This window comes from Providencia vermicola, assembly GCF_020381325.1.
Lineage (GTDB): Bacteria > Pseudomonadota > Gammaproteobacteria > Enterobacterales > Enterobacteriaceae > Providencia > Providencia vermicola.
Window position 1 is genome coordinate 37070 of sequence record NZ_JAGSPI010000006.1, and the last position, 25950, is coordinate 63019.

Here is a 25950-nt window from a genome sequence, read left to right on the forward strand (position 1 = left end):
TTAATCAATTACGCAGCCAGGAGTGTCGAGGGCGACTTTTCTCACAGCTTCGTAGTAACGCACATACCCAGTGCAGCGGCAAATATGCTCATTTAGCGCCTCTTCAATGGCCTGTTCAAGGTTAACCCGTTTGACTGGATTTTTTTTGAGTTTATCGAGGAACACTGTGGCTCCTGTGACAAAACCTGGTGCGCAATAGCCACATTGGAAAGAGAAGTTTTCGATAAACGCTTGTTGGATAGGGGTCAATTCGACAACGTTTCCTTGTTCATCCAGTTTTGCTTGCCCTTCGATAGTGACAATATTTTTGTTATTAAAATAGTGTGCGCCAAAAATACAGGTACGGCTTTCAACGGTAGTGCCATCAGGTTGAATTTCCATGATGGTGCAGGCGTGGCAAATCCCCTGTCCGCAACCAAAGTGAGTTCCTGTTAGGTCGAGATATTCATGAAGGAACTCAATCATTGGCATCCCAACAGGGACGTCAACAGGGCCAATTTTTTGACCATTGATGGTTAAGGTTAATGGCTTGCGCTCAATAATCGGAACGGCATTTTTGATATTCATGAGAGGGCCTTTTTAATTTTGTCTACCGTAATAGGAAATTCATAAAAACGTTTCCCCGTCGCGTGGGTAAGTGCATTGCTGGTGGCGGGAAGGATAGGGATCATCCCCAACTCTGCCATACCTTTTGGTGGTGAGGTTTCAGAAAGTGGTGGCAAATAATCGATAGTTTGTTGCCAAACCGCCACATCTTTTGCGCGGGGTAAAACGTAACGGTTAAAATTCCACGTACCATTACCTGGGCCATCTTCATACAGTGGAAGTTCTTCCATCAATGCATGTCCGATACCCATTGCAGTACCACCTTGAATTTGCCCTGAAACCAGTTCAGGGACAATCATCGTACCAGGATCCATAATCATATGATGGCGCATAACGTCTACTTCCCCTGTCATGGTATTGACGTTAAGCTCAACGAGGCAACACGCAGGGGTTACTGTGGTTGGGTCTGCTTTTGCACGTTGAGTCGGTGGGTAGTAAGCCATTTTACGTTTGATAAAGTGGTAACCGCCCGTTGTCATTTGTTTTTTCAATTCATTTGGCGCACCATCACCATAACGAATGGATATGGCATCGAGAGGCAGGTTTTTTAGCCCCACGGTTGGAATATCAAAATCTGCGCGAGCCCATTGCCAGCTGGAATAACCATGGACTGCAATCCCCGTGATTAACCCCATTTCATGAGCACGCTTGGCTAAAATATTGAAAGGAATAGGCTTCATACCACCACCTCCAATACCATCGGGTCCCACTCGAATATCTGAAAACTCAACATTTAGACCGTTAAATGCACCGCCTCCAGGGCCTTCGCTCCAAATGCTTTTTGCCGCAGGCCATAAGGTATTTTCCAGTAAAAAATGACCTGCTTGGCGCGTTCCGAAACCGATATAGTAGACGCCACTGGATGAGCTCATATCAGGGATTAACGCAGGAGTCCAATACGGGTCGCTTTTGGCAAGTTCGTCTTGTTTTTTCTGATCGGCCCAGCTGGTTTTTAACGGTAATTCAGCAAATTCGGTGACGCCAAACTCCACTACATCAGGAGCTTTACTGAGAGCTTGCCATACCATCACTTGTTGGGCGGTCGTTCCCCCTGTGCCGATTTCTTGCATGCAGTGGCGCATGGTCAGTTTACCGTCGGCATCAAATTCAAGGGAAAGGATGGTAGGTACGCCGCTAGAACCATACACTTGTTGAACTTGCGCAAAGCCAACACCGTATACCTTGCCAGGGTTTTTGGCATCATATTCGGTTTTGTTTTTCTCACGGTCTTGCCAAATCGGGTGTTTTTCTGCCAAATTTAGCATTTCCACATTGCGTGGGTCTCCTGCGATTACGCCACCTTGGGTATTCGGATAGCCTTCTAAAATGGCGTTACGGCGGCGTAACTCTATTGGGTCGATATTCAGGTTATGCGCTATTTCATCTACCATCAATTCAGTTACTGCCATGGATTGCAACGACCCAAAACCTCGCATTGAGCCCGCTTCAACCGCAGGCGTTGCCATGGCGAGTGCGGTTAAATCAGATTTTGGAAAATAATAAATGGATTGTGCACCCCGTACCGCAACATGAGAAACCGCAACGGATAAGTTTTCACGCCCTCCGCCATTGCAGTTATATGTGCCTTTTAAAACATCAAATTTCCCCGTTTTTTTATCGCCGATAATGGTCACGTCCATTTCAATCGAATGGCGCTTCATCCCCATTTGGAACTGTTCATAACGGTCATTAGCCATGCGTACAGGCAGGCCATCTGCGTAAAAACTGGCAACTAAGGCATAGAATGGAAAAACCGAATAATCTTTCGAACCATAGCCCACGGTTGAGCCTGTTAGCAAAACAATATTTTGAACAGAAAAGTGTTTGTTATTTTTCGATAATTCTGCTGCTGCATTGACGACACCTGCGGGAGATTGTGTCGCCGTCAAAATATGCAGCGTTTTGGTTTTGGCATCATACCATGTGTTGCAGTTATCAGGCTCCATGGCGCAAGGGTCGATGGATTGTGAAAAACCGTGGCGCTCAAGCACAAATTTATCTGGGTTTTGGCGTGCTGCGGCAATTTCTTGCTCAATTTCCCGTGCGTAATCCATGGCTCTTTCTTGTTTATCAGGCCGTTGTTCAGCTTGATGAAGGGCTTGAATAAAGCCTCCCCCACGATCTTTGCGAATAACGGGGGGAACTGTGATGGCATGTTTGGGATCATAAGGGGGCCAAATAGGTGTATTACCATCAAAACCCCCTTTGATCCCAGAATCTTGGTAAGGGGAGAAAATTGACGGGGAAAGTGGGGTTTCTCCCCCAATTCGTACATAGCGTGCTGCGCCATAGTTTGCTGGTGGTTTAGGGCCTGTGACCGCGCCATATTTCACCGTATTTGTTGCAAAGCGCAACATACGCTGGGCCGCACTGTATTTGTCGAAGTCTTGGTAAATCAAAATGGCAACTGGGTGGCCAATAATTGGTGCGGTTTCCCCTAACGGAACTAGCACATTGGTACCGTAAAAACCTTTGCCCATTCCTGTATCTTGGGGGATATTCAGGCCATCACGGATGAGGTCTTCTTGTAAGATGACTTTATCAGGCTGTAAGTTTGGCCCCAGCATTGAAATATCAATACCTTCAAATGTTTTATCCGCATTAGTGGCTTTTAACATAAAGGCATAACTTTGTTTTTTTGGCCAGCTTGGAATGTCTTTGGCGCGGTAATCGCGGGCGAAGTTTTTTCTCCCCGTGACTTTTTCAACGCCATCCCAACGAAAACGCGCTTTACCATTTTGCCCAATCCAGTCGGTTTTCGGTGAATCTGAATCCAATTCAACCGCAAAGGCAAAAGGGAGTTTACCTACCATGACGGTAATCCCTGCGATGGTACCTAATTTAATAAAATTACGCCTAGAAATATGTCCCGTCATTATGTACTCCCAAATTTTATTATTAGGGGGATTTGCATTAGAGGTAGTAATAAATAATGTGTTTTTATAATTAAGTATAAGGTTATTTTATGGCGAATAGATCAAGTCACATTTAGATGGTTAATATGTGATTGCTCAATAAGTTACATAAATAGTATGGGTATCTATAAAGGGTTATGGGAAATGAGTAAAGGGTTTTATACAAGAAAGTGAATAATCTTGGTGGAGTCATCTTAATTGGACAATTTTAACAAAAATCACTGCCTAAAATTCATGTTGGGTTAATGGGGGTAAATCGTTTTAATTATTTTTAAATAAATTCAATATGCAATTAAATATATAACGATTCTTTTTTTGGATTGTTATTCATTTTAATGAGAAGCCAGACTGACCGGTTCATATTGTTAGTCTGGCTTTTTTAGGTTATTGACGTAAGGCTTTAATGTGTTCTGGCGTTACATCGGCAGGTTGCCCACCCCATTCAACACGTAGAAAATTGACTAATTCGCTGATTTGTTGGTCGCTCAGCTTATTCGCAAAACCTGGCATGCTTTGTAGGCTTTGGTTATTCGGAAATTGTTGTTCTGGTAAACCATCCAAAATAGCATTAATCAGATTGGTACTGTCTGCATCACGTAATGTTGAATTGCCTTTCATCGCAACAGCCACATTCGGTTTACCACCACCATCGTAAGCGTGGCAGCCAGAACAAGTTTCTAAATACACTTGTCGGCCTTGTGGGTTACCTTCGTCCATTTTTAGTGGCAATGTGGTCGGTGGATTATCGCCCATTAGATAAGTGGCGATTGCGCTATTATCTTCAGGAGTTAAATGCTGTGAACTCAGGTAAATCACAGGGTGCATATCACTATAGGCTGAACCTTGTGGGGCGATACCTGTCATGAAAAACTGCTGTAAATCCTGTTTTGTCCAGCCACGTGCTGCGAGCGCCTCTGGCGTAATGTCAGGTGCGATAAAGCGCCCTAATGCACCACCTTTCATAAAGTTGTCCAAATCCATTTCACCTAAAGCCCCTCTAGGAGTGTGGCATTCAGAGCAGTGTTCCAATACGTTAACTAAATATTTTCCGCGTTGCCATTCAGGAGAGTTGCCTTGAGAGCTATCTGGAAGCGGTTTATCGTTAAAAAATAGCAGGTTCCAACCAATCATTGCCATGCGCTGGTTTAGCGGGAAAGGTAATGAGTTTTCGGGTGGTGCAACATCCACTGCTGGGCGGCTCATCAAATAGCTGTAAATTGCATCTGAGTCTTCTCGGGTTATACCTTTGTAGGAGGTATATGGCATAGCAGGGTAAAGGTGTTTACTCGGCGGTGAGATCCCTTGAGTAAGCGCCTTATAAAACTGATCTTTTGTCCAGCGGCCAATCCCAAAATCTGCAGAAGGGGTCAAATTGCTGCTATAGATGGTACCAAAAGGCGTATCAAGGGGAAATCCGCCCGCAAGTGGCGCGCCGTTAGTGCTGGTATGGCAAGCTGCGCAGTCGCTAGCGAGAGTCAGGTAGCGACCTCGTTCAATTTCTTGGGGAGTTGCGGTCACTTTTTGAGCGGGACCATCCAATGTACGGCTTTCATACCAGTAAAGCACAGCCCAAACGACGATAATTATCGCAATCAGCCATAAAATGATTTTTTTGATCATTTGATTGCCTCCTTGATAAGCCCAGGAGTGGTAAGAACAACTTCTCGCACCGCATCATAATAACGAACGTAGCCTGTACAACGGCAAATATGGTTGTTCAGTGCCTGCTTAATGGCTTCCTCTAAGTCTTCTTCTTTAATTGGGTTACGTTGCAGTTCTTCAATAAAAACGGTCGCTGCATTGACAAAACCAGGAGTGCAATAGCCACACTGGAAGCTAAAATGCTCAATAAAAGCTTGTTGCACAGGGGATAATTTTACATCCCCATTTTCCGCTTTAGTGGCAGCGCCCTCGATGGTACGAATGCTTTTGTTGTTAAAAAAGTGAGCACCTGTGATGCAGGTGCGGATCTCTTCACTAGTACCTGAAGGGTGATCTAAGATCACTACGCAGGCGTGGCAAATTCCTTGACCACAACCTAGACGTGACCCCGTTAAATCAACATATTCATGAAGGAAATCAATCATCATGAGGCCTTCAGGTACATCCATTGGCCCATAAGATTGACCATTGATAGTTAATGTCAGCGGAAGGAAATTTAAGCTCATGATAATACCTCTTGAATGTCTTTAGCTCGCACCGGGAGGTGTAAGAAATGGTGGCCAGTTGCATCGGCGATAGCATTGACGATAGATGAAACCACAGGGATCATCACCACCTCAGCAACGCCTTTGGGGGGATCGGTTTCTGAGAGTCCCGGTAGAATTTCACTGGTCTGTTGCCAAACTGCAACGTCACTGGCGAGTGGAAGATGGTAACGGTTGAAGTTCCATGTTCCATTACCAGGGCCGTCTTCATATAGAGGTAAATATTCATGGAGGGCATGACCGATACCCATTGCGAGCCCACCTTGGATTTGCCCTGAAACCAGTTGTGGAACGATTAAATTACCGCATTCCACAACGGTGTGGTGGTCAAGTAATTCAACTTGCCCCGTGGCTTTATCAATGGACAACTCTGTGACAGTTGCTACTGCACTGTAGTAGGTTACACCAGCGTTATTTCTTTGCGTATCAGGGTAATAAGCTTTTTCACGATGACAGACTTGGTAATCCTTTTCAGCAAAACGCAATGCGAGCCCATCAATCGGTAAGCGGCGCATTTCATCTTGAATACGAAAATCGGCTTCAGCCCATTGCCAGCGGTTAAATACGTGGCTAACTGCACCTGTCACTCCCCCCATTTCAAAGGTGCGATCGATTAATCGCTGTAAACTTAACACCTCTAATCCATCGGCAGTTAGCCCTTTCGCAACCCAGCGTGCATCTTCTCGGCGTACAACTAATGGTGCAGCTTGTCCTCCACCAATACCTTCTTGCCAAATTGACATTGCAGCAGGCCACAGTCCATGTTCGAACACGAGTCGAGCCGCTTCTTCTGTACTGTGAGTAAAGTAGTATGCGGAGTTACTGGCACTCGATGGGGAACAATAACTTGGTGTCCATAGCGGATTTTGCGCTAAACGATCTTGTTCTTCTTGTGCCATAGCAAATGGATTACCAGTTGATATCATAGGTAAAATTGACCAGTCAGCCACAGAGAAGTGAGCCAACTCAGCGGGTTTACCTAGCCATTTAGCACAAACAACGGCTTGAGAGGTAGACATTCCTGTCCCCATTTCAGCACCACTATGGTAGATGGATATTTTACCTTCACGCGTGAGCTCAACACGGGCGAATGAAGATTCTGCGCCTGTCCCAAAGTCTTTTTGTACACAGGAAATACCGGTGCCAAAAAACTTCCCGCTGTTTTGGGCTTCATAATCGGCTTTGCGTTTAGCTCTTTCTGTCCACATTGGGTGTGCAGCACAGCGTGTTAGTACTTCGTCAGCACGAATAGCCCCACCAGGAATTGCCCCTTGAGTGTTTTTCATCCCTGATTTAATTAGGTTTTTTAGGCGAAATTCGATGGGATCAGCGTTGAGCAGTTTCGCGGCTTCCTCCATTAACATATCGGTAGCAGCCATGGCTTGCAGTGTGCCGTAACCTCGAGCAGAGCCAGCATCGACCGCCCGTGATGCAATGCCAACCGCAGAAAGGTCACTGCGAGGAATATAATAAATCGCCTGTGCTCCCGTGGCGCCAACCATCACAACGGATGGTGTAAAGTTACAACGCCCACCGCCATCACCAATAAATGAGGCGCTGAGAGCTTCAATTTTATGTGATTTTTTGTTGACGGCTAATGTGTAATCCATGTCGAAAGCATGGCGCTTGATACTGGATTGGAATTGCTCATAACGGTCATTAGCTAGACGAATAGGAACACCATCACCATATAGCGTTGCCATGGCACCGTAATAGGGGAAAGGCGCATGGTCTTTTGAACCATAACCCACAGTAAAACAAGGGTGTAGAAAAATTTGCTTAATTGGAAAGGTCGATTTAGCCAACATTTCTGGTAAAGATGCCGCCACTTCTTGCGGTGACTGGGTTGGGATCACAAGGTGGAATGATTGGGTTTTTGCATCATACCAGCCATTGGCGTTATCAGGCTCTAATGCAGCAGTATCAATGGATTGAGTTGAATATTTGCGTTTAATGACTAACCAGTCTTCAGGGGGATTTTCCAATTGTTTGGCTAGGGCATCGGCAAAAAACATACCTTCTTCATCCAGTTTTCCACCTTCACGGCCTTCAGGCCATACTGGAAGGTGTTTTTTCATCCCAATGGGTGAGATCGGCATGTCTTTCATGCTGGAGTAAATATCTGGTTCGAAAGGATTTTCACTACCAATACGAACGCCACGATAGGTGCCCCAAGGGTCACGTTCTAATGGCCCTGTAAATGCACCATATTGAATAATATCATCGTGGAATTTGAGCGTTTCTTTGGCAAAGCGGAATTTTGCAAAGTCATGGTAAATAAGGAGTGCCACCGCTTGCCCTAAATAGGCAGGGGTTTTCCCTGTAGGAAGAAGTAAGTCTTCCCCGTAAAACTCAGGGAAAGCAACACCGTCTTTTTCTAGGTCACTTGCTGTGACAATACGATCTGGCATTAAGCCATCACTGAGTCTCTCAAGGTTAAAACCTTGGTAAATTTTATCCGCTTGGGTCACTCTGAGTAAAAATGCGTGGCCTTGTTGTTTTGGCCAGTGGGGAATATCCCGTGCTCGAATGTCTCTGGCGAAAACTTTCTCACCTTGAACTTTAGAAAAGGCATCAATACGGAATTTTATTCGCTTATCAACGGGATCCCAGTCAGGGGATTGAAGAATTTTTTCCTCAAATAGCACATCAAAAGCGCGGCTATATAAAGGGGCGAGATACACTGAAATTCCAGCAACAACGGCACATTTTAGAAAGTGTCTGCGGGAGAGTTCGACATTGCTTTTGCTCATAATAAACCCTTACACTTATTATATTACATCTATATTGTTTTATTTATCATTACTCTGAAAGTTATTACATACTGATTCAAATATTGTCTAATTGTGAATGGTTGGCAAGCTAATATTAATAATAACTTGTTATCTTATTGAATATCCCTTATTTATTAGAACTAAATCAATATACGTCTGAATAATTACAATCATGAATATTGGCATATTAATATTAGCAGCTGGTCGCAGTCAGCGTTTTAAAAATGCAGGTGGAAAAGGCAGTAAATTGAACCTTCTATTAGGCGAACAAACTGTTTTTGAAAAAACACTTTTAAATTCAATGGATAGCAAGCTTGCTATTCATGTTATAACCAGGCCTGATAATCAGGGTGTTATTCACAGTTGCTTACAATATAATATTCCATTCTCATTGTTGGATAGTAGTGGATTAGGCGAATCTATAGCGTTGGGCATTAAAAACACATCTGATTTAGATGGATGGTTAATTCAATTAGCGGATATGCCTTATATAAGTAGCAATCTACTCCTCTGTGTTGCAAATAACCTCAATCACCATTCGCTTGTTAGACCTGTATATGGTGGATTGCCTGGTCATCCAGTGGGAATATCTGCAAACTATTATTCAGAATTAATTAAACTAGCAGGGGATGATGGGGCAAAATCAATATTACGTCACAATTTTGTTTATGAATTAGAGATAAATGATGAAAGTGTTATCAAAGATATTGATTATCCAATAATTGATAATGAATAGGAGCAAGTATGCTGCGTGAAGATGTTTTTGTTATCTCTCAAGCCCTTTCTTGGATAAAAGAAGAGCCCATTTGGTTGTGTACTGTGCTGAGTACGTATGGTTCTTCTCCTCGCAGTCCAGGGTCGCTCCTTGTCGCAAAGGTGGATGGCCAGTATGTTGGTTCTTTATCCGGTGGTTGTATTGAGGAAGATTTCATTCAGCGTATTCAAGATGCGAAATACCTAGATGGTAGTCAAATTGTTCGCTATGGTCGCGGTGGATTAGAGGCGAAAGTGAATTTGCCTTGTGATGGTAGTTTAGATGTTTTAATTGAATATTTACCTAAGAGTGACGAAAGTATCAGCTATCTCACTGAAATACATCAAGCACTATTAGGATATACCGCAATTAATAAAAAAATCACCTTGCCTCAACGTGGTGAAATTAGTACCGCTAATAATCAACAGATTCCAACCCAAATAGAGCGTGTTGGTGATGATATTCAATTTTATATTGCCGCGCCACCGCGTTTAATTATTGCTGGGATCTCGAATGTTGGGGTTTATTGTGCAAATTTTGCAGCAACATTGGGGTTCGAAGTGATCATTTGCGAGCACCGTGAGGATGAATTAGGGCGTTTTTCTGGGCAGCTTTCTAGCCAATTTGAGGTGATTAAATTATTTCCTGCCCGTTATTTAGAGTCCCAAAGCTGTACGCCAAATACGGCCATTGTTTCTTTAACGCATGATCCTCGTATTGATGATCTAACATTGATGGAGGCTGTAAATACCCCGGCGTTTTATATTGGTGCAATGGGGTCAAGCCGCACAAGCGCACGTCGACGTGAACGGTTATTGGGTGCTGGCGGAATGTCGTTGACGGAAATCGACCGTGTTCACGCGCCTATTGGTATTCCCATTGGTAGCAAAACGCCACCTGAAATTGCGTTAGCGATAATGGCAGACATTGTCGCATACAAAAACGGTGTGAAAGGCCAGCACGATAAACAAATAAAAAATTATTTATCGGCGGTGAATCAATAAGTTAAAGTTTAAGATAGGGCGGTCGGTTTATCGCCCTGTTTTTAATGATATCTGATGTTATCGTTGTACCGCAGTCACCATGATTTCTACAAGGACTTGTTCCCGTGCCATATTCGCTTCAACTGCTGCACGTGCAGGGCTGTGCTCAACAGGCATCCAGCTTTCCCAAACCGCATTAAATGCAGCAAAGTCCCGAGGCATATTTTTAATCCATACTTGAGCGGATAAAATGCACGTTTTATCGCTTTGGCTTGCTGCTAATAATGCATCAATTTTATCAAGAACTTCTTGAGTTTGCTGTGTAATATCACCCGTTAAATCGCTAGGAACTTGGCCAGATAAGTACACAAGGCCACCAAATTCAACACTGTCTGCTAGGCGTGGTTTTGGATTATTTCGTTTAATACTCATATTTACCTCGTTAATCCTGTAAGAGGAATGGGGGATGTTTTTGTCGTGATCAATTGACTTAATATTTCTGCACTGCCCGCAGCTAGAGTAAACCCTAAACTACCATGGCCGATATTTAACCAAAGGTTTTTATAGGCAGTTTTTCCTAATAGCGGAGGGCCCTTTGGTGTTGATGGGCGTAACCCATACCATGCAGGGGCATCATCCACTTTAGGCAAATGTGGAAACGTTTTTTTCACAATGTCCTTTAATGCATTCACACGGTTATCGCGCAGCCCTGAATCATCATAACCAATATCGACCATGGCAGCGATGCGCAGTTGGTCATTTAATTTGGCATAAACAATTTTATTACCATAATCAGTCACATTCATCCTAGGGACACAATGCTCAGCTTGTGGGTATTCAACGCTAAGACTATAACCTTTTAAGCCTAACATAGGGACATTAATTCCCAGCGGTTTAAGTAAATCTCGGCTGCCGTTGCCAGCACAAACAATAACCTCATCAGCCTGAATATTTCCCTGATGAGTGACTATTCCAGTAATGCAATTATCGTGTTGAGTGAAGGATTTAACACTGTGTTGCAAGCAGAGAGTAAACTGTGGCTGCGTGTTTAAATATTGCAGCACGTTTTTGCAAAATAAATAACAATCGGCACTTTCATCATCAGGGGCATAAATTGCGCCAACCAGCTGTGATTGGATATGTTCTAGAGAGGGTTCTAATTCAATAATTTCAGCGGGTGTTAAGATCTTTTGAAATTGACTATCAACCGTTTCACACGCTTTTTGAAAGCTTTTTTTATCGCGATGAATGATTAATTTCCCTGATTTTTCCCAAGCAAAATCAGCGATATCACCATTTTCCCGCCATATATTCATTATTTTTTGGCTTAATAGTGATAGGCGTAGAATATGTGCACCATTGATTTTATTGGTTTTACGGTTACACGCTAGGGTAAATTGCGCTAACCATGACCATTGCTGAATTGATGGGGTTATTTTCAGATTCAACGGGGAGTCTTTTTTCCCCATCCAGCGCAGCCCTTGTAAGGGAACACCCGAATCGGCAAGTGGCGAAACATAGCGATAACTCAGTTGCCCGCCGTTAGCAAAGCTGGTATGCATTCCGACATCTGAATCAGATTCAAGCAAGGTGACGGTTTGACCCGCTTTAATTAACGCGTATGCGGTGCTTAACCCAATCACACCTGCTCCAATAATCACCACATGTTTAGCCATAATATTCCGCAACCCATAATAATGTAGGAATGAATATTTAACGGCGAATAAGTTAACTAAACAATTGAGTTTTCATTACCAGAGTATAACTTTTGGTTAACGACTTTATTCCTTTTTTCGAGGGTTAACGCTAATGTATTGACGTAATTTTGTGCGGCTTTGGTTAACGGTTTATCAGCACGGTGGAAAACAGAAACCGCTAATCGCAGTCCTTCTTTTAACGGATAGATCATCGATTCTGGTAGTGTGTGTTCTGCTGAGAAAATATCCGTAATGCTACAACCTAAGCCTGCTTGAACAAACTCGGCAGCCATATGGTAAGTGTGTACGCTGATATTTGATTCAGCGAATTGATGACGCTTTTGCAAAAGCTGAGACAATGAATCAGAGCCAGGATGGATCCAACGTTCTTGGTCAATATCAACTAAGGAAACGGGGGTATGTAATGGTGGCCGACTGTCAACATACACTAAGGGAATATCCGCAATTGGTAACACAGTAATCCCCCCTTCGATTTCAAGATTAAAGCCAATACCAATGTCCAAATCTTGCTGGGTTAATAATTGCAGAATATCTGTTGTGTGGTGTGTTCCAATTGTGAGCTTTATATTGGGGTGTTTTTTAATAAATAGGGCGGTGACTTCGGGCACTAAGTTTAACCCCAGGCTTGGCAAACAGCCGATAGCTAATTTACCTTGCGGATTACGGGATAAATTTTGTGCTAAAATTCTGAGCTTATCTAAATTTTGATAAACTTCTTTTGCCTCTTCAAACAATAAGTTCGCTTCATCTGTGGGGATTAGTTTTCCTCTAATTCGTTGAAATAAGACCAATCCAAGTTGCTGCTCTGCATGTTTTAACGCTTTACTCGCCGCGGGTTGAGAAATATGAAGGACTTCTGCCGCTCGTGTTAAAGAACCACAAGTCATGACTGCGTAAAATATATCAAGATGCCGTAATTTCATTCTATGAAACCTACCATTTTTGTTTATCAAGGTATTTTACCGAATTAATCTTATTTAATCCGATACGGTCGTCATTTTGTGATGGGATACGAGAAAAGAATTTTTTGCATGAAGAGATATTTTAACGAGAAATGAAAATGCCAGTCTATATCTTTTGGTTATAAACTGGCACGTTATAAAGTAGATTAGGCGAAATAGGTACCTATTTCGATAAATATTTTAATTAGGATACTGTTTGAAATATCCACGATAAATGCCCCCACCATTGGCACGACTAAGAAAGCTTTATGGGACGGACTAAATGCTTTTGTGACGGTTTGCATATTTGCAATTGCAGTAGGCGTTGCCCCCATACCGAATCCACAATGTCCCGCGCTAATCACAACCGCATCATAGTCTTTGCCCATCATCTTAAAGGTCACAAAGCAGGCGAACAGCACCATGACTACAGTTTGCACAGCAATAATTAATAAAACAGGGCCTGCCATGCTGGCTAATTGACCGAATTTTAAAGACATCAACGCCATCGCTAAGAATAATGACAGTGCAACGCTACCAAGAACATCGACGGTAGGCTCAAACACTTCGTGCTTAAATACATGCGTTAATACATTTCGGATGATAATACCGACAAATAAACACCAAACGAAGGTCGGTAATTGTAGAATTGTATCTTTGAATAAGGCACTAATATACCCACCAACAACAATACAGATAATCAGCATTGAGATAGTTTCAATAACATTGTTGGCATTGATTTTACGTTTAACACTAGGTTGTTCAAATGCTTCAACAATCGTTTCTTTTTCTAATTCAGTGGCTTTTGGGATTGTCACTTTTTTCAATAAATGGCGAGCTACTGGACCACCAATTAAACCGCCCAATACTAAACCTAAAGTAGCGCATGCCATTGCTAATTCAACGGCACCTGTAACACCATATTTATCGGCTAATATTGGCCCCCATGCCCCTGCGTTTCCATGGCCGCCCGTTAAGGTGATAGAACCCGCTATTAAGCCAATAAATGGACTCTCATTTAGCATGACTGCCATGCCCATACCCACAGTATTTTGAATTGCAATTAAAATGGTGACTGCGATAGTTAATAATACCAGCGGCTTGCCACCTTTGATTAATCGTGAAAAATCTGAACTTAGCCCAATGGATGAGAAGAAGGTGATCATCAGAATACTTTGTAAGGACGCATCGAAAGTAAAGGAATACCCTGCTGTTTTATCGACAATCAATAAAATAATGGCCACAATAAAACCGCCAACAACGGCTTCAGGAATATGGTTTTTCTGTAAAAAGGGTGTGTATTTAACAACAAACATCCCAATCAATAGCGCTAAACAAGCGACTAATAATGTGTAGCTGGCATCTAAAATCATTATTTTACCTCAAATAAGCTTACCAGAGCTTTCTTTATCGTTATTTAACATTAATGATAAATTAAGCTACTTTGCGCAACCTTTGTTTAACAATGAGTTTTGTTTGGGTATCTATAACCTTTAGTTAACTCTAGGCGGTGTATTAGACCGGATGAAAATACGGTATTTATTAAGGGAAAATCGCGAGAAGTAGCGTAAATAGCTGGCTTCCAAAGAACGTATTTATTTGAAGGTAGCGATATAATAATGAAATTTAAACGGATGTGATTGAACGTCATACAGCATAAGTAAATATAAGAAATGTGATGTACAACATAAAAGAAAATAGACAGATAGAAGCAGAATATGGGGCACATAACCTAATTTTGATGCATTGTGCAAATTTTGTCTAAAGATTCGCCTAAAAAACCATCGATAATTAAGTGTTAGGCATTTTGCTAATATCTTGATTTTAAGAAATACACCCCAGTCTTTTATCGATGATAAACTGTGGATAGTTACTTTTAAATGGAATAAGTACAAATATAATAAACAAAGGCTATTTGATAATTTTGTTTCAGGCTTATATTTGGTTTATTTTACCATCTTATTAAGGCTATCGAATTTAGCGTATTTATTAATAGATTGTTTTTATAAGATTATTATTATTTAAATTGTTTAAAACCCATATACAAGTCAAATTTACTCGAATATGTCATCAGTCAATTGTTTGCTATGATGGCCTAATTACAATAGGTTAGGCTATATTTTGGTTGTTTAATCATGCTGTGGTGTGTAAATCTAAATGCATATCTTTAATTCAAATTTTCTTTTTATTAGGTGTTTTTAATATTGTTTTATGGAGTGTTTTAAATGCAAAAAACGATCCGCCAAGTCACCTTTGATTTATTACGTAAGTTGGATATTACAACCGTTTTTGGGAACCCTGGTTCAACAGAAGAAACATTCTTGAAAGATTTTCCAAGTGATTTTCGTTATATCCAAACCTTGCAAGAAGCCTCTGCTGTTGCTGCCGCTGATGGTTATGCTCAGGGAATGCGTAAGGTTGCAATGGTCAACGTACATACTTCTGCAGGTTTAAGCAACGCCATGAGTAATATTTTGACGGCATATATGAACCGCACGCCATTAATCATTACAGCGGGGAACCAAACGCGGGAAATGCTATTAATGGAACCTTGGCTTACCAATATTGAGCCAGAAACCTTACCGAAGCCATGGGTAAAATGGAGCTATCAGCCAGTACGTGCAGAAGATGTCCCCGCGGCCTTTATGCGCGCTTATGCGATGGCGCTGCAACCGCCTGCAGGGCCTGTATTTTTGTCAATTCCGTTGGATGATTGGGATAAACCTGCATTAGCGCAAGAGGCAGTCGTTCGTTCAGTACCACAGCGTATTGGTTATGATCCTGTTCGATTACAAGAGTTTGCCACCGCGTTATCTAATGCAAAGAATCCCGTACTAATTTATGGTTCCGCTATTGCAAGGGGGGAAGGGTGGGATATCGGCATTAAGCTTGCCGAAAAATTAAATGTCCCCGTGTGGGCGGCGCCTGCTTCTGAACGTCCGCCATTCCCTGAGACGCACCCGTTATATGCAGGCGGGTTACCGTTTGCGACCAAGCCATTATCTGAAAAACTTGAAGGGCATGACTTAGCTATTGTTATTGGTGCGCCAGTATTTAGATATTACCCTTATGTTGCAGGGAGTTATATTCCTGAAAAGTTGCGGTTATTACATATCACCGATGACCCAATCGAAGCTGGGAGAGCCCCTGTCGGCGATAGCTTATTAAGTGATGCGGTGCTTGCTCTAGAAGGGTTAATCAACCTAGTTGCACCGCGTGCTGCATCAAACAGTGTGGTGAAGCAGCCCCATGGTTTGGCGCCGCACCCAGCAGCACCTGAACAAACGAGTCAGAGCTCAATATTGAGTGCAACACAGTTATTTCGCGCGTTAAGGGAAGTTTCACCCAAAGAAACTGTCTTGGTAGAAGAGTCACCATCAAACCTTGGCGAGCTTCATCGTGAGTGGCCAATTGAATTTCCTGATTCATTTTATACATTCGCAAGCGGTTCATTAGGTTGGAATTTACCTGCAAGTGTGGGGATTGCATTAGCAGAAAGGGATAGTGGGCGTCATCGCCCAGTGATGGCAATTATTGGTGATGGCTCCATGCAGTATTCGATTCAAGGGTTATGGAGTGCAGCGCAGCAGAATTTACCAATTGTATTTATCATTCCAAAGAACAATGAATATGCCATTTTAAAATCCTTTGCGGTATTGGAAGAAACTCCGGGTGTGCCGGGGCTTGATATTCCAAATTTAGATATTGTGGCTTTAGGTAAAGGATACGGTTGTGCTGCAGTAAGAGCAGAAACAGTGGATGACGTGAAAAAAGCGTGCGAAGAGGCGTTTAAACGTAATGGGCCGACGGTAATTGAAGTCCCTATTTTGCCCTCAATTCCACCACTCATTTAATGTTAGTGGCTTTATTGGATAGCTCCTCGTTAGGGGCTATTTTTTTATCTATGTTTTATTCAAGGAATAGATAGAATCGATAAATTATGATGTTTATTTAATAAAGTTAGACAGGACCCGATATTCATGACGACCCCTCTTCAAGCAAAACTCGCTTTAGCTATTTTGCAAAAATGTTTATCTGATTCATTAATTGCAGTTTATCTGCATGGGTCAGCTGTTTCTAGTGGACTGAGACCAACGAGTGATATTGATTTACTTGTTGTGGTTGACAAGCCGCTGACAGAGATATGCCGTGAACAGCTTGTGCGAGGGCTAATGGCGATTTCTGGCTTATACCCGATTGATCCAGAAGGGCGCCGACCACTTGAAGTTGCCGTGTTTTTATCAAGTGAATTAAATATGCTTTCTTCCCCAGCAAAATGTGAATTAATGTACGGAGAGTGGTTACGTACAGAGTATGAACAAGGGGTATTTGAAGGGCAAACTCAAGACCCTGAATTTACATTGATGTTAGCCCAAGCTGCACAAGATGCGGTCGCTTTATGGCATAAGGAAATGTACAGTTTACCCATGATTGGCCAGCCTGATATACGAAAAGCAATATTAGAGGCCCTTCCTAACTTACTGTTATCTTTGAAGGGGGATGAACGCAATGTGTTACTCACCCTTGTGAGAATGTGGTACACCATGAAGACAGGGTTATTTATCTCAAAGGATGGGGCTGCCAATTGGGCAATAAATTTAATGCCTACGGCGTTATCTTCGATAATTATAATGGCGAAAAATGACTATTTAACGGGGGCGGCTACTGACTGGGCAGACCAAACAGAGGATATTAAGCAGTGTGTTGATTATTTAGCTGAATGTATTCGTACTTGTTCTTAGATGAGCTCAATCGATGTGTGTTTTGGTGCTCTTTAAGTACGATTAAAACCCTGTTTGTTGGATGTTTAAAGAATCCAAAAAATACATGATTTATACTGCTTCGCTGTTTGATTAACGAGGGAATAAAAACATGGAAAAAAAATCAATTAACCCTACAACTGTCTTTAATTCTTTGCAGTATGGCTTTAGCCAAGCAATAGAAACAACGGGAACTCGCCAATTATTTTTATCAGGCCAAGTGGGCGTAAACGCGAATCAAGAAACAGTGGCGGGGGGAATTTATGAACAAACTGTTCAGTCACTGGTAAATATCGAACATGTACTGCGTGAGGCGGGAGGAAATTTATCGAATGTGACTGTTTTGCGTATTTACATTAAAGATGGGGCGAATAGCCACGAAGAACAATTAGACATCGCTAAGGCATTAAAAGAAAAGTTTGGTGATGCACCACCTGCTTCTTCTTGGATTATTGTTACAGGACTTTCATTACCTGAGTGGCTAATTGAAATTGAAGCCCATGCGGTCTTAAATTAACCCAAAAAAACTGAAAAAGCCGATAATTAAATCAGCTTTTTCATATCAGAACTTACTAGTGTTTAACGAGCGTTGAGAAATAGTAAACTAACGGAACCGCAAGTATCCATAAGCTAATTGGAATTTCTCGCCATTGCCCTGCAACGGCTTTAATTAAAATGTAAAATAGTAGCCCACCTGCAATGCCTGTCCCGAAACTATTGGCGATTAACGTAATCATCACCATCATTAAAACAGGCAATCCGTCGGTAAAGTTAGCTAAATCGACTTTCCGTAATCCGCTGAACATATTTAAGCCGATTAAAATCAGCGCTGGTGCAGTAGCTTGCGCAGGGATCATTAATGCGATTGGGGTAAATAGCAGCATCAATAAAAACATAATTGCAGCAGCCAGCGCAGTCATCCCCGTTTTTCCCCCCGCTTCTGCGGCAGCGGATGACTCAATTAATGCTGTTGCTGCAGGAATTCCTACCCATGGCCCTAATGCTGCCGCAATGGAATCCACAATAAACGGGCGGTTAATATTAGGCATATTGCCTTCTTTATCTAGTAAACCCGCTTCCCCTCCGACGGCTAATGTGGTGCCCATTGTGGAAAAGAATTCGGCGGCAAAAAAGACAAATAAGAATGGCAAAAAGGCAATATTCAAGGCGCCAATTAAGTCCACTTGGCCTAATACTGGGACAACAGAATGTGGCATGCCAATAAAGCTTTCAGGTAGTTTTGTCACACCAAAAGGGATACCTAAAAGGGTGGCAAATAAGATGGCCCACAAAATACCACCTGGAATTTTACGGGCTTGCAAGGCGATGGCGACAAAAAATCCTGCAAGTGCAACTAGGGCTCCAGGTGACAAAAAATCCCCTAACATCAGTGCATTTGTTTTTGGGTTAGCAAGGACTAACCCTGCATTACGAAAGCCTAATATCGCGACAAACAAGCCGATTGATGCGGTAAGTCCCAGTTTTATGGATTGCGGTACAGAACGCGTCACGACCTCACGCAAGCCAAACTTAGTGAGCAGAAAAAATAAAATACCCGACCAGCAAGCGATACCTAAACCGATTTGCCAGTCAATGCCTTCACTGCCAGCAAGGGTAATCCCGACTAAGACTGAACCACCAATTCCTGGGCCGACAATAAAAGGTAAATTCGCATAAAAAGCCATTAATAAGCTTGCGAGTACGAATACGATAATAGTGCCAGTGGTTGCTGCGCCTTTATCCATCCCGCCCGCAGCCAGTAAACCAGGGATTACCACAAGAAGGTAAGCCGCAGCCAAAAAACCTGTGATCCCTGCTAAACATTCCGTTTTGACTGAACTGCCGCGTTCACGCAAGGCAAAGCGTTTTTCAAGCCAATTCCCTGATACTGGCTTATTAATTGAATTGTCAGCCATGAGTTGGCTCTCCTTTTATTATTTTAATTACGTTATACATGTTCATTACGGTGGATAACCGCATCAACAATTTGGCGCGTTGTGCCATCGGTAAGCCCTAAATCGGTTAAGTGCGGCCCCGCATTACACGCAAGACAAGTGCCTTCAATTGCTTTAAATACACGGTAAGGTGGCTCCCAATCCGCAATTTCACTGCTTAAATCGCGGAGTTGTCGAAATTGTGCTGCAAGCTCAGGGGCTGGGAGGTCTGATAACATTCCCGCAATTGGCATCGCAACATGGGCTAAGACTTTGCCATTTTGCACTAATGCCATACCACCGCCGCTTTCAATTAGTAAGTTACATGCAATGGCCATATCTTGTGGATCACGACCTAATGCGACAAGGTTATGGGAATCATGGGAGTAACTTGTTGCAATGGCACCGCGGAGCTCTCCCCATCCTGCTAGTAGCGCGATTTGGGGCACTGATTTATGGCGTGCATGGCGGTGTTGAACTCGAATAAGGCTAAAATTATCAGGAAGCTGGACAACACCTTCACTAATTTCTACGTCAACTTCCCCCCATTGGGTAAAACGGGCGCCTTGAATATGGCGTAAACGCGCTGTACCGTTATTAACGCCATCAATTCTAAGTTGGCAATCATCGGCAGTAATCGGGGAAAGGCGCATCGTTTCACGAGGGGGCAAAACATCACTTGGTGAACGGATAGTGGTGAGTAACTGACCCTTTTCGGCAATTTTTTGGCCTGCAACATACACAGAATGGGCTTTTAATGTTTGTAATGAATCAAAAGTCACCAAGTTGGCTTTTCGACCCGCGGCAATTAAACCTAAGTCATTACGTTGTAAACGGATTGCGCCATTCAGTGTTGCAAAGCGCAGTGCATCAGTCACGGGCATTCCGTGTTCAATTAATAAGTTAAGTAGCGCAATAATACCGCCTTTTTCCAATAACATATCGGGTGGCACATCGTCAGTGCACACGGTGATTTGTGAAGATAAATGGGGCAGTGATTTCAACGCGGTGACAATGTCGGGCAACAGGTAAGGGTGTGAACCGCGAATTTCGAGAGTGAGCCCTGCGCGTAATTTTTCGAGGGCATCTTCCGCTGATGTTAACTCATGATCAGATGTGACACCTGCTGCAAGATAGGCTTGTAAATCCGCCCCTTTGAGCCCGCGGGCATGCCCTTCAATCAATTTCCCTGAGCGTAATCCCGCTTCTAAGATTTCTTCCATACGTTCACTGCCATGAAGTACACCAAACATGTCCATGACTTCAGCGACGCCGTGGACTTCTGGCCAGCTCAGCATTGTCGACATCTCTTCGCCTTCGAAATCGGCACCTGACATTTCTAATCCAGGAGTGGAAGGCACTGAGGACGGTGCTGCGACCATAACATCCAGTGGTAAATTTCGGCTCGCATCAATGGCATAACGCACACCGTCAAGGCCTAATACATTTGCAAGCTCATGGGGATCCCAAAAGACGGTCGTTGTGCCTTGTGTTAAAACAATTTCTGCGTAGCGTACAGGGGGCAAATGGGAGCTTTCTAAATGCACGTGAGTGTCAATCAGCCCAGGAGAGATGAAATAGCCAGATAAATCATGCGTCTCTTTTGCATCTGTGCGTGTACCCGTTGGATGAACGCTAGCGATAAGATTACCTGTGATTCCGATATCCGCAGGGCGAATTTCCCCCGTGACCATATCAATGATATTGGCATTGGTCAGTAAAAGGTCAAAAGGAATATCCCCTTTTGCAGACTGAACGACGTGACGTCGACTTTGCTCTTTTTTGCACATAAGACACCATCCCTATAATTGATGACAGTTACTTTATGAGCAACGCAAACGTTTGCCAAGATGATAAAATTTATCAGTTCATAAGAAAAGGTTATAATGCGATGAATACTTCAGGAATATTTAATCAACTTAATAATAGGCCGCTATGACTGAACCTTGGCAACGCTTGCCTGCGCTCACACTTAAGCAACTTCAGTATTTTGTCACGTTGGCAAAGTTACGTCATTTCACAGAAACGGCAAGCCGCTTATCTGTCAGTCAGCCTGCGTTGAGTAGCGCGATACGGCAAATCGAGTCTGTTTTAGGCGGGAAGTTGATCAACCGAACGGCGTCATCCGTCTCTTTAACAGAATTAGGGATCGCTATTTTGCCTCATGCTCAACAGATATTGAGTGTTTCCCATCGCGCATTTAGTGAAATTCAAAAAATTATCGAAGAGGGGGGCGATGGCACACTACGGATTGGCCTTGTTCCTTCAGTGAGTTCATTACTGTTTCCTGCGGTGCCTGAATTATTAAGCCAACATTTTCCGAGGTTAAAAATTGAATTTTATGATCAAACCAATGATTCGTTGGTAAATCAATTGGTTAATCATGAAATAGATTTTGGGATAGGGGTCATTGATAGCTTTGTTCCACAAGATTTACGCATTTTCCCTCTACAAGATGACCCATTTGTAGCAGTAATTCATTCCGATGATGTATTGGCTAGTAATGAATTTCATTTACCTTGGAAATTACTTAATGGTCGTGATATCGCTGTTTTTTCAAAAGGAAATATCCAGCGGTTGGTGACTGCAACAATTGAAAGTCATCGGTTGAAATTAAACCCACGCTATCAAGTGGATTATATTGAAACGCTGTATGGTTTGGTGCGATCAAAATTAGCCATTGCGATTTTGCCTCAACTGTATACTGTCAATTTACGTGACCCTGAACTAAAAGTACTGCAACTTCAACAACCTGAGCTTGCTCGAACTGTTGCGTTAATTCGCAATAATGCAGCGGAAACACCAATGATAGAGTCTATTTTTCAGGTGCTTTTAAATGCATTAAAGGATAAGAGAGGGTAACGAAATTATTATGCTTTTTTCTTATCGAGTATAACGCTATTTATTATTATAAAAACATAACTCAGTACACAATCAAGATTAAAGCATTTATCGTAAAGTTATTTTTGTCTATTTATATTTAAATCATATCGATAAATAAAAATGCATTCTAGTAGATGTTTAATAATATAAAATATAACCAATTTATTTGAAATGTATTACTATAATGCTCAGTCTATCGAGAATATTTAATGAAAACACTCCTGAGATTCAGCTGCTTAATGATTTCGTTGCTACTACTTTCAGCTTGTGACGATTTTGATGCCATTGGAAGTAAAGGTAAATTTTATTATAGCAACCCAAGTACCAGCAATATTTGGTTTAAAGTTGATGGGAAGCGCTATGAAATTTTACCTAATGGAAGTGGCGTTATTATGCTTTCCAGTGGTCTTCATCATTTAGAAAATGATAAAGGCGAAATGACCGAGTTTATGATTTTTGAAAATAACTCTGGGGGAATCCTTAACCCAAATCATTTCATCTATTATACCTTATCTGAGGTTTATGCCGTAGATGGGAAATCAGACCGTTTTAAACCTGCGAGCTACCCTATTACTATTAATGGTCATAAGTTAGATTTACCGATCCGCAGCGCTAATGCAGTAATCATTGATACCAATTTATTTAGGTGTAGTTACCCAATAGGAGAAGCTTTTCCTGATTCAATTACACTTTATGATGATAGCTCAGATGGAAATATTAAATCTAAATGTTTTGACCAACTTGAACTGGTTAAGTATATGGCTAATGAATATAACCAAAATTTAATGCCAGCTACGCTCGGTGACGAAGGTATTAATTCTATTAATATGGTTTTTAATTATGACATACCTAAAGTTATGTTTAATGATAAAAATGTACAATTAAAAGCGCAGCAACTTGTTACGCTTACTGAACAGTTGAAAAATACAGATGATGTTGATATTCATAAGAAATTAAATAAAGAATTTCATCAGGCAACGATTGAGATAGTTCATGAGCACGCTAAAAGTGCCGTCAATAATACCGTTGAGGAAAATATAAAATATAACGATTTTATTCAGGAAGTTAATACGCTGAGGGGAAATGGAGTATGGATAAAATTAGCTAATTAAGTTTATGTTCAGCGCTTCTTTTTGATTACCTTAATTTTTCATGTTTAAGGGGATTGAATTGTCTATTTTTAATTCAGAATATGCTTATTCAGTAAGCAGAGTAATCTTATGTGAAATAATGTCATAAAACGAGACATTGGTGTGGCAATACTCATATTAATCTCACCAAGGAACTCGGCGATGAACCTATCTAAACAGTCAATTTTCACCGTCATATCAACAGCATTTTTGTTGCTGTTTTCTTCGGTTTCAAGCAGTAAAACTGTGATTGAGACGAAACAAGATCCTGAAGTATTAGATTTAGTTTTTATTCTCGATAAAAGCGGTTCGATGTCTGGTTTCGAGTCAGACACTATTGGTGGGTACAATAGCGTACTTGCTGAAAACAAAGATAAAAAATCAAAAACGTATATCACGACTATTTTATTTAATGACAAAACAAGTTTACTGCATAATCGTGAACCAATTGGCAAAGTGGCTAACTTAACGCTGAATGATTATCCCGTTGGTGGATATACCGCATTACTTGATGCTATTGGTGAGGGCATCGAAAAAATGCGTGAAAATAGAAAAATCACCAAAAACAACAATGTTCTTTTTGTCATTATTACAGACGGACAAGAGAATAGTAGCCGCAAGTATTCATCTTCTAAAATTAAAGCCATGATTAAGTCGGCAGAAACAGAAGATAAATGGGACTTTATTTTCTTAGGCGCCAACATTGATGCGATTTCGGAAGCTGAAAATATTGGTATTAAAAGTTCGAATGCAACGGGATATGTACAAGACGGTGAAGGGTACGATAAAGCGTATCGCGCTGTAAATAAAGCTGTTGAAGCGAAGCAACAAGCTGCACCAATATCAGAGGATTGGAAACAGGAAGTTGAAGCTGATGTGAAGGAACGCAAAAAATAATAAGGTAACTAAGCCTAGAGGGAGTTTATCAAGGATGGGTAATCAGGGATGAGTAGCCGCAGGAGATAGGCTAACATAAGATTGGATCCGTAAATGAACGTGAAGTTGTAGGCTAAAATGCCCTTAAGAATAGTTAATATCCTAAGGGCATTTTTATTGGCTAATCAATTAGTTTATTTGTTTTAGTGCGTCAAACATTGTTTTTGCAAGGCTATCTTGTGGTGATTGCATGCCGGGTAAAACAAAATAATATCCCCCGCCAAATGGTTTGATATAGCGTTCAAGTGGTTCACCATTTAACCGTTTTTGAGTATCAATAAAGCCTGTTTTTAAATTGCTTTGGTAAGAAATAAAAATTAACCCCATATCCAGAGCGCCAGCGTCCGTTAATCCTAATGAATAACTGTAACTTCGGCGTCTTAGCTTGGCAGTATGGCGTTCAGGATTACGCGGCTCAGCACGACGCATGTGGGAATCAAATAACACGCGATCGCCATGAGGGTCTTTATCAAAAGCAGGGTCGTCATGTTCCCCCTTCATACCCATTGGTGCCCCAGTTGCTTTATGGCGACCAAAGTCATTTTCTTGGTCTTCTAAAGGTGTTCTATCCCAAAATTCAAGATTAAAACGTATCAAGCGCACAGCCTGATAAGTGCCACCATCACACCATGTGGGCTCTTTACCGCCAGAGATCCAAATTAATTCATTCATCAGCGTGGCATCATCGGCGGAAGCATTTCCTGTACCATCTTTGAAGCCAAATAGGTTAATAGGCGTACTGTGGTTATCGATGTCACGGGAAGGTAAGAAACCATCAATTTTCCACAGTGGAAAACTGTAAGGTGAAATATGACGCAAGATGTCTCTTAAGGCATAGATGACGCTTTCTTGGCTGTTCGCACAAATTTGCAGCATAATATCACCACCGCACCATTTTGCTTCTAACCGATCATTTGGGAAGCTGGTCATTTCTACGAGCTGTTTGGGTTTGATTTTGTCTAATCCAAAGCGTGAATCAAACAGGCTATTACCAAGTGCTACGGTGATGGTAAGCGAATCAGGTTGTAGGTGGGTACCAAGAATACCTGATTCAGCAGGTGGCATTTTATCATTTGTAGTCGATGGTGCCTGCTGAGGTTGTGTTAGGTAGGCGATCCTCTGCGATAAAAGCGAAAAAACAGTTTGTAGTTCATCAAGCTTGCTCGTGGTGATATTGAAAGCAATAAAAGAGGCATTTTTTTGCTCGGGTGTTACTACTCCAGCTTGGTGCTGACCAAGATAATTTAGTGCTTTATCGTAATTTAACTGGCAGTTAGCGATTTGCGCTTTCGCTTTTAACGCAGGGGCCGCAAAAATGGCACTACCAATCGCGAGGGCTTTTAATGCAGAACGGCGAGATAACCCATTGGCAGGGTATTGGCTTCTAAGTTTAGCTTGCATAAATTTAT

20 protein-coding genes are annotated in these 25950 nt (G+C 42.0%); 8 read left to right on the forward strand and 12 right to left on the reverse strand.

Annotated features, from left to right (window positions below; genetic code table 11):
- The 5 genes from KDJ85_RS09975 to KDJ85_RS09995 all read right to left on the reverse strand — a co-directional run bounded on the left by KDJ85_RS09975 (position 1) and on the right by KDJ85_RS09995 (position 8481).
- Positions 1–567, reverse strand: coding sequence for a (2Fe-2S)-binding protein (locus tag KDJ85_RS09975; RefSeq protein WP_225819538.1), 567 nt, complete (start codon positions 565–567; stop codon positions 1–3).
- Complete coding sequence (locus KDJ85_RS09980) at positions 564–3482, reverse strand: xanthine dehydrogenase family protein molybdopterin-binding subunit (RefSeq protein WP_225819539.1); 2919 nt, start codon at positions 3480–3482, stop codon at positions 564–566. Before KDJ85_RS09980 ends, KDJ85_RS09975 begins: the two co-directional genes overlap by 4 nt.
- 423 nt (positions 3483–3905) lie before the next feature.
- Positions 3906–5141 carry a cytochrome c gene (locus tag KDJ85_RS09985; RefSeq protein ID WP_225819540.1) on the reverse strand — a complete coding sequence of 412 codons (1236 nt, stop codon included), beginning with the start codon at positions 5139–5141 and terminating at the stop codon, positions 3906–3908.
- Positions 5138–5689 carry a (2Fe-2S)-binding protein gene (locus tag KDJ85_RS09990; RefSeq protein WP_225819541.1) on the reverse strand — a complete coding sequence of 184 codons (552 nt, stop codon included), beginning with the start codon at positions 5687–5689 and terminating at the stop codon, positions 5138–5140. The genes KDJ85_RS09985 and KDJ85_RS09990 overlap by 4 nt, the downstream gene beginning before the upstream one ends.
- Positions 5686–8481 (reverse strand): xanthine dehydrogenase family protein molybdopterin-binding subunit, encoded by a 2796-nt coding sequence (locus KDJ85_RS09995; RefSeq protein WP_225819542.1) that lies wholly within the window; start codon positions 8479–8481, stop codon positions 5686–5688. Before KDJ85_RS09995 ends, KDJ85_RS09990 begins: the two co-directional genes overlap by 4 nt.
- Before the next feature lie 193 nt (positions 8482–8674).
- Between KDJ85_RS09995 and KDJ85_RS10000 the strand changes: the two genes are divergently transcribed.
- Entirely contained in the window at positions 8675–9238 is a 564-nt protein-coding gene (locus tag KDJ85_RS10000; RefSeq protein ID WP_225819543.1) for a nucleotidyltransferase family protein, read from the forward strand.
- Positions 9239–9246: 8 nt separating this feature from the next.
- Entirely contained in the window at positions 9247–10260 is a 1014-nt protein-coding gene (locus KDJ85_RS10005; RefSeq protein ID WP_225819544.1) for an XdhC family protein, read from the forward strand.
- Between the two features lie 57 nt (positions 10261–10317).
- Here the strand turns inward: KDJ85_RS10005 and KDJ85_RS10010 are convergent, their stop codons facing one another.
- The 4 genes from KDJ85_RS10010 to gltS form a co-directional block, all read right to left on the reverse strand.
- A complete protein-coding gene (locus KDJ85_RS10010) occupies positions 10318–10671 on the reverse strand; it encodes a RidA family protein (RefSeq protein WP_219246053.1) in 354 nt (117 codons plus the stop codon).
- Between the two features lie 2 nt (positions 10672–10673).
- Positions 10674–11915: a D-amino acid dehydrogenase gene (locus KDJ85_RS10015; protein ID WP_225819545.1), complete on the reverse strand. Its 1242-nt coding sequence runs from the start codon at positions 11913–11915 to the stop codon at positions 10674–10676.
- A 56-nt stretch (positions 11916–11971) separates the two neighbouring features.
- Positions 11972–12880 (reverse strand): LysR family transcriptional regulator, encoded by a 909-nt coding sequence (locus KDJ85_RS10020; RefSeq protein WP_225819546.1) that lies wholly within the window; start codon positions 12878–12880, stop codon positions 11972–11974.
- A 185-nt stretch (positions 12881–13065) separates the two neighbouring features.
- Complete coding sequence (gltS, locus tag KDJ85_RS10025; RefSeq protein ID WP_225819547.1) at positions 13066–14271, reverse strand: sodium/glutamate symporter; 1206 nt, start codon at positions 14269–14271, stop codon at positions 13066–13068.
- An 852-nt stretch (positions 14272–15123) separates the two neighbouring features.
- Between gltS and mdlC the strand changes: the two genes are divergently transcribed.
- From mdlC to KDJ85_RS10040, 3 genes are all read left to right on the forward strand, one after another.
- Entirely contained in the window at positions 15124–16752 is a 1629-nt protein-coding gene (mdlC, locus tag KDJ85_RS10030; protein ID WP_225819548.1) for a benzoylformate decarboxylase, read from the forward strand.
- Between the two features lie 126 nt (positions 16753–16878).
- Positions 16879–17640, forward strand: a complete 762-nt coding sequence (locus tag KDJ85_RS10035; RefSeq protein ID WP_225819549.1) for an aminoglycoside adenylyltransferase domain-containing protein — start codon at positions 16879–16881, stop codon at positions 17638–17640.
- Positions 17641–17770: 130 nt separating this feature from the next.
- Complete coding sequence (locus KDJ85_RS10040; protein ID WP_225819550.1) at positions 17771–18175, forward strand: RidA family protein; 405 nt, start codon at positions 17771–17773, stop codon at positions 18173–18175.
- Between the two features lie 55 nt (positions 18176–18230).
- On the opposite strand, the gene KDJ85_RS10045 is transcribed toward KDJ85_RS10040, so the two are convergent.
- Positions 18231–19574, reverse strand: coding sequence for an NCS2 family permease (locus KDJ85_RS10045; protein ID WP_225819551.1), 1344 nt, complete (start codon positions 19572–19574; stop codon positions 18231–18233).
- A gap of 32 nt (positions 19575–19606) precedes the next feature.
- Positions 19607–21382, reverse strand: coding sequence for an adenine deaminase (locus KDJ85_RS10050; protein ID WP_225819552.1), 1776 nt, complete (start codon positions 21380–21382; stop codon positions 19607–19609).
- Positions 21383–21527: 145 nt separating this feature from the next.
- Here KDJ85_RS10050 and KDJ85_RS10055 point away from each other — a divergent pair, with 145 nt between their 5' ends.
- The 3 genes from KDJ85_RS10055 (at position 21528) to KDJ85_RS10065 (ending at position 24502) form a co-directional block, all read left to right on the forward strand.
- Positions 21528–22454 carry a LysR family transcriptional regulator gene (locus KDJ85_RS10055; RefSeq protein ID WP_225819553.1) on the forward strand — a complete coding sequence of 309 codons (927 nt, stop codon included), beginning with the start codon at positions 21528–21530 and terminating at the stop codon, positions 22452–22454.
- A gap of 230 nt (positions 22455–22684) precedes the next feature.
- A complete protein-coding gene (locus KDJ85_RS10060) occupies positions 22685–23587 on the forward strand; it encodes a hypothetical protein (protein ID WP_225819554.1) in 903 nt (300 codons plus the stop codon).
- 180 nt (positions 23588–23767) lie between these two features.
- A complete protein-coding gene (locus KDJ85_RS10065; RefSeq protein WP_225819555.1) occupies positions 23768–24502 on the forward strand; it encodes a vWA domain-containing protein in 735 nt (244 codons plus the stop codon).
- Positions 24503–24670: 168 nt separating this feature from the next.
- On the opposite strand, the gene efeB is transcribed toward KDJ85_RS10065, so the two are convergent.
- The gene (gene efeB, locus KDJ85_RS10070; protein ID WP_225819556.1) at positions 24671–25942 is read right to left on the reverse strand and encodes an iron uptake transporter deferrochelatase/peroxidase subunit; all 1272 of its coding nucleotides are present in this window, start codon (positions 25940–25942) and stop codon (positions 24671–24673) included.
- Positions 25943–25950 lie beyond the last annotated feature (8 nt).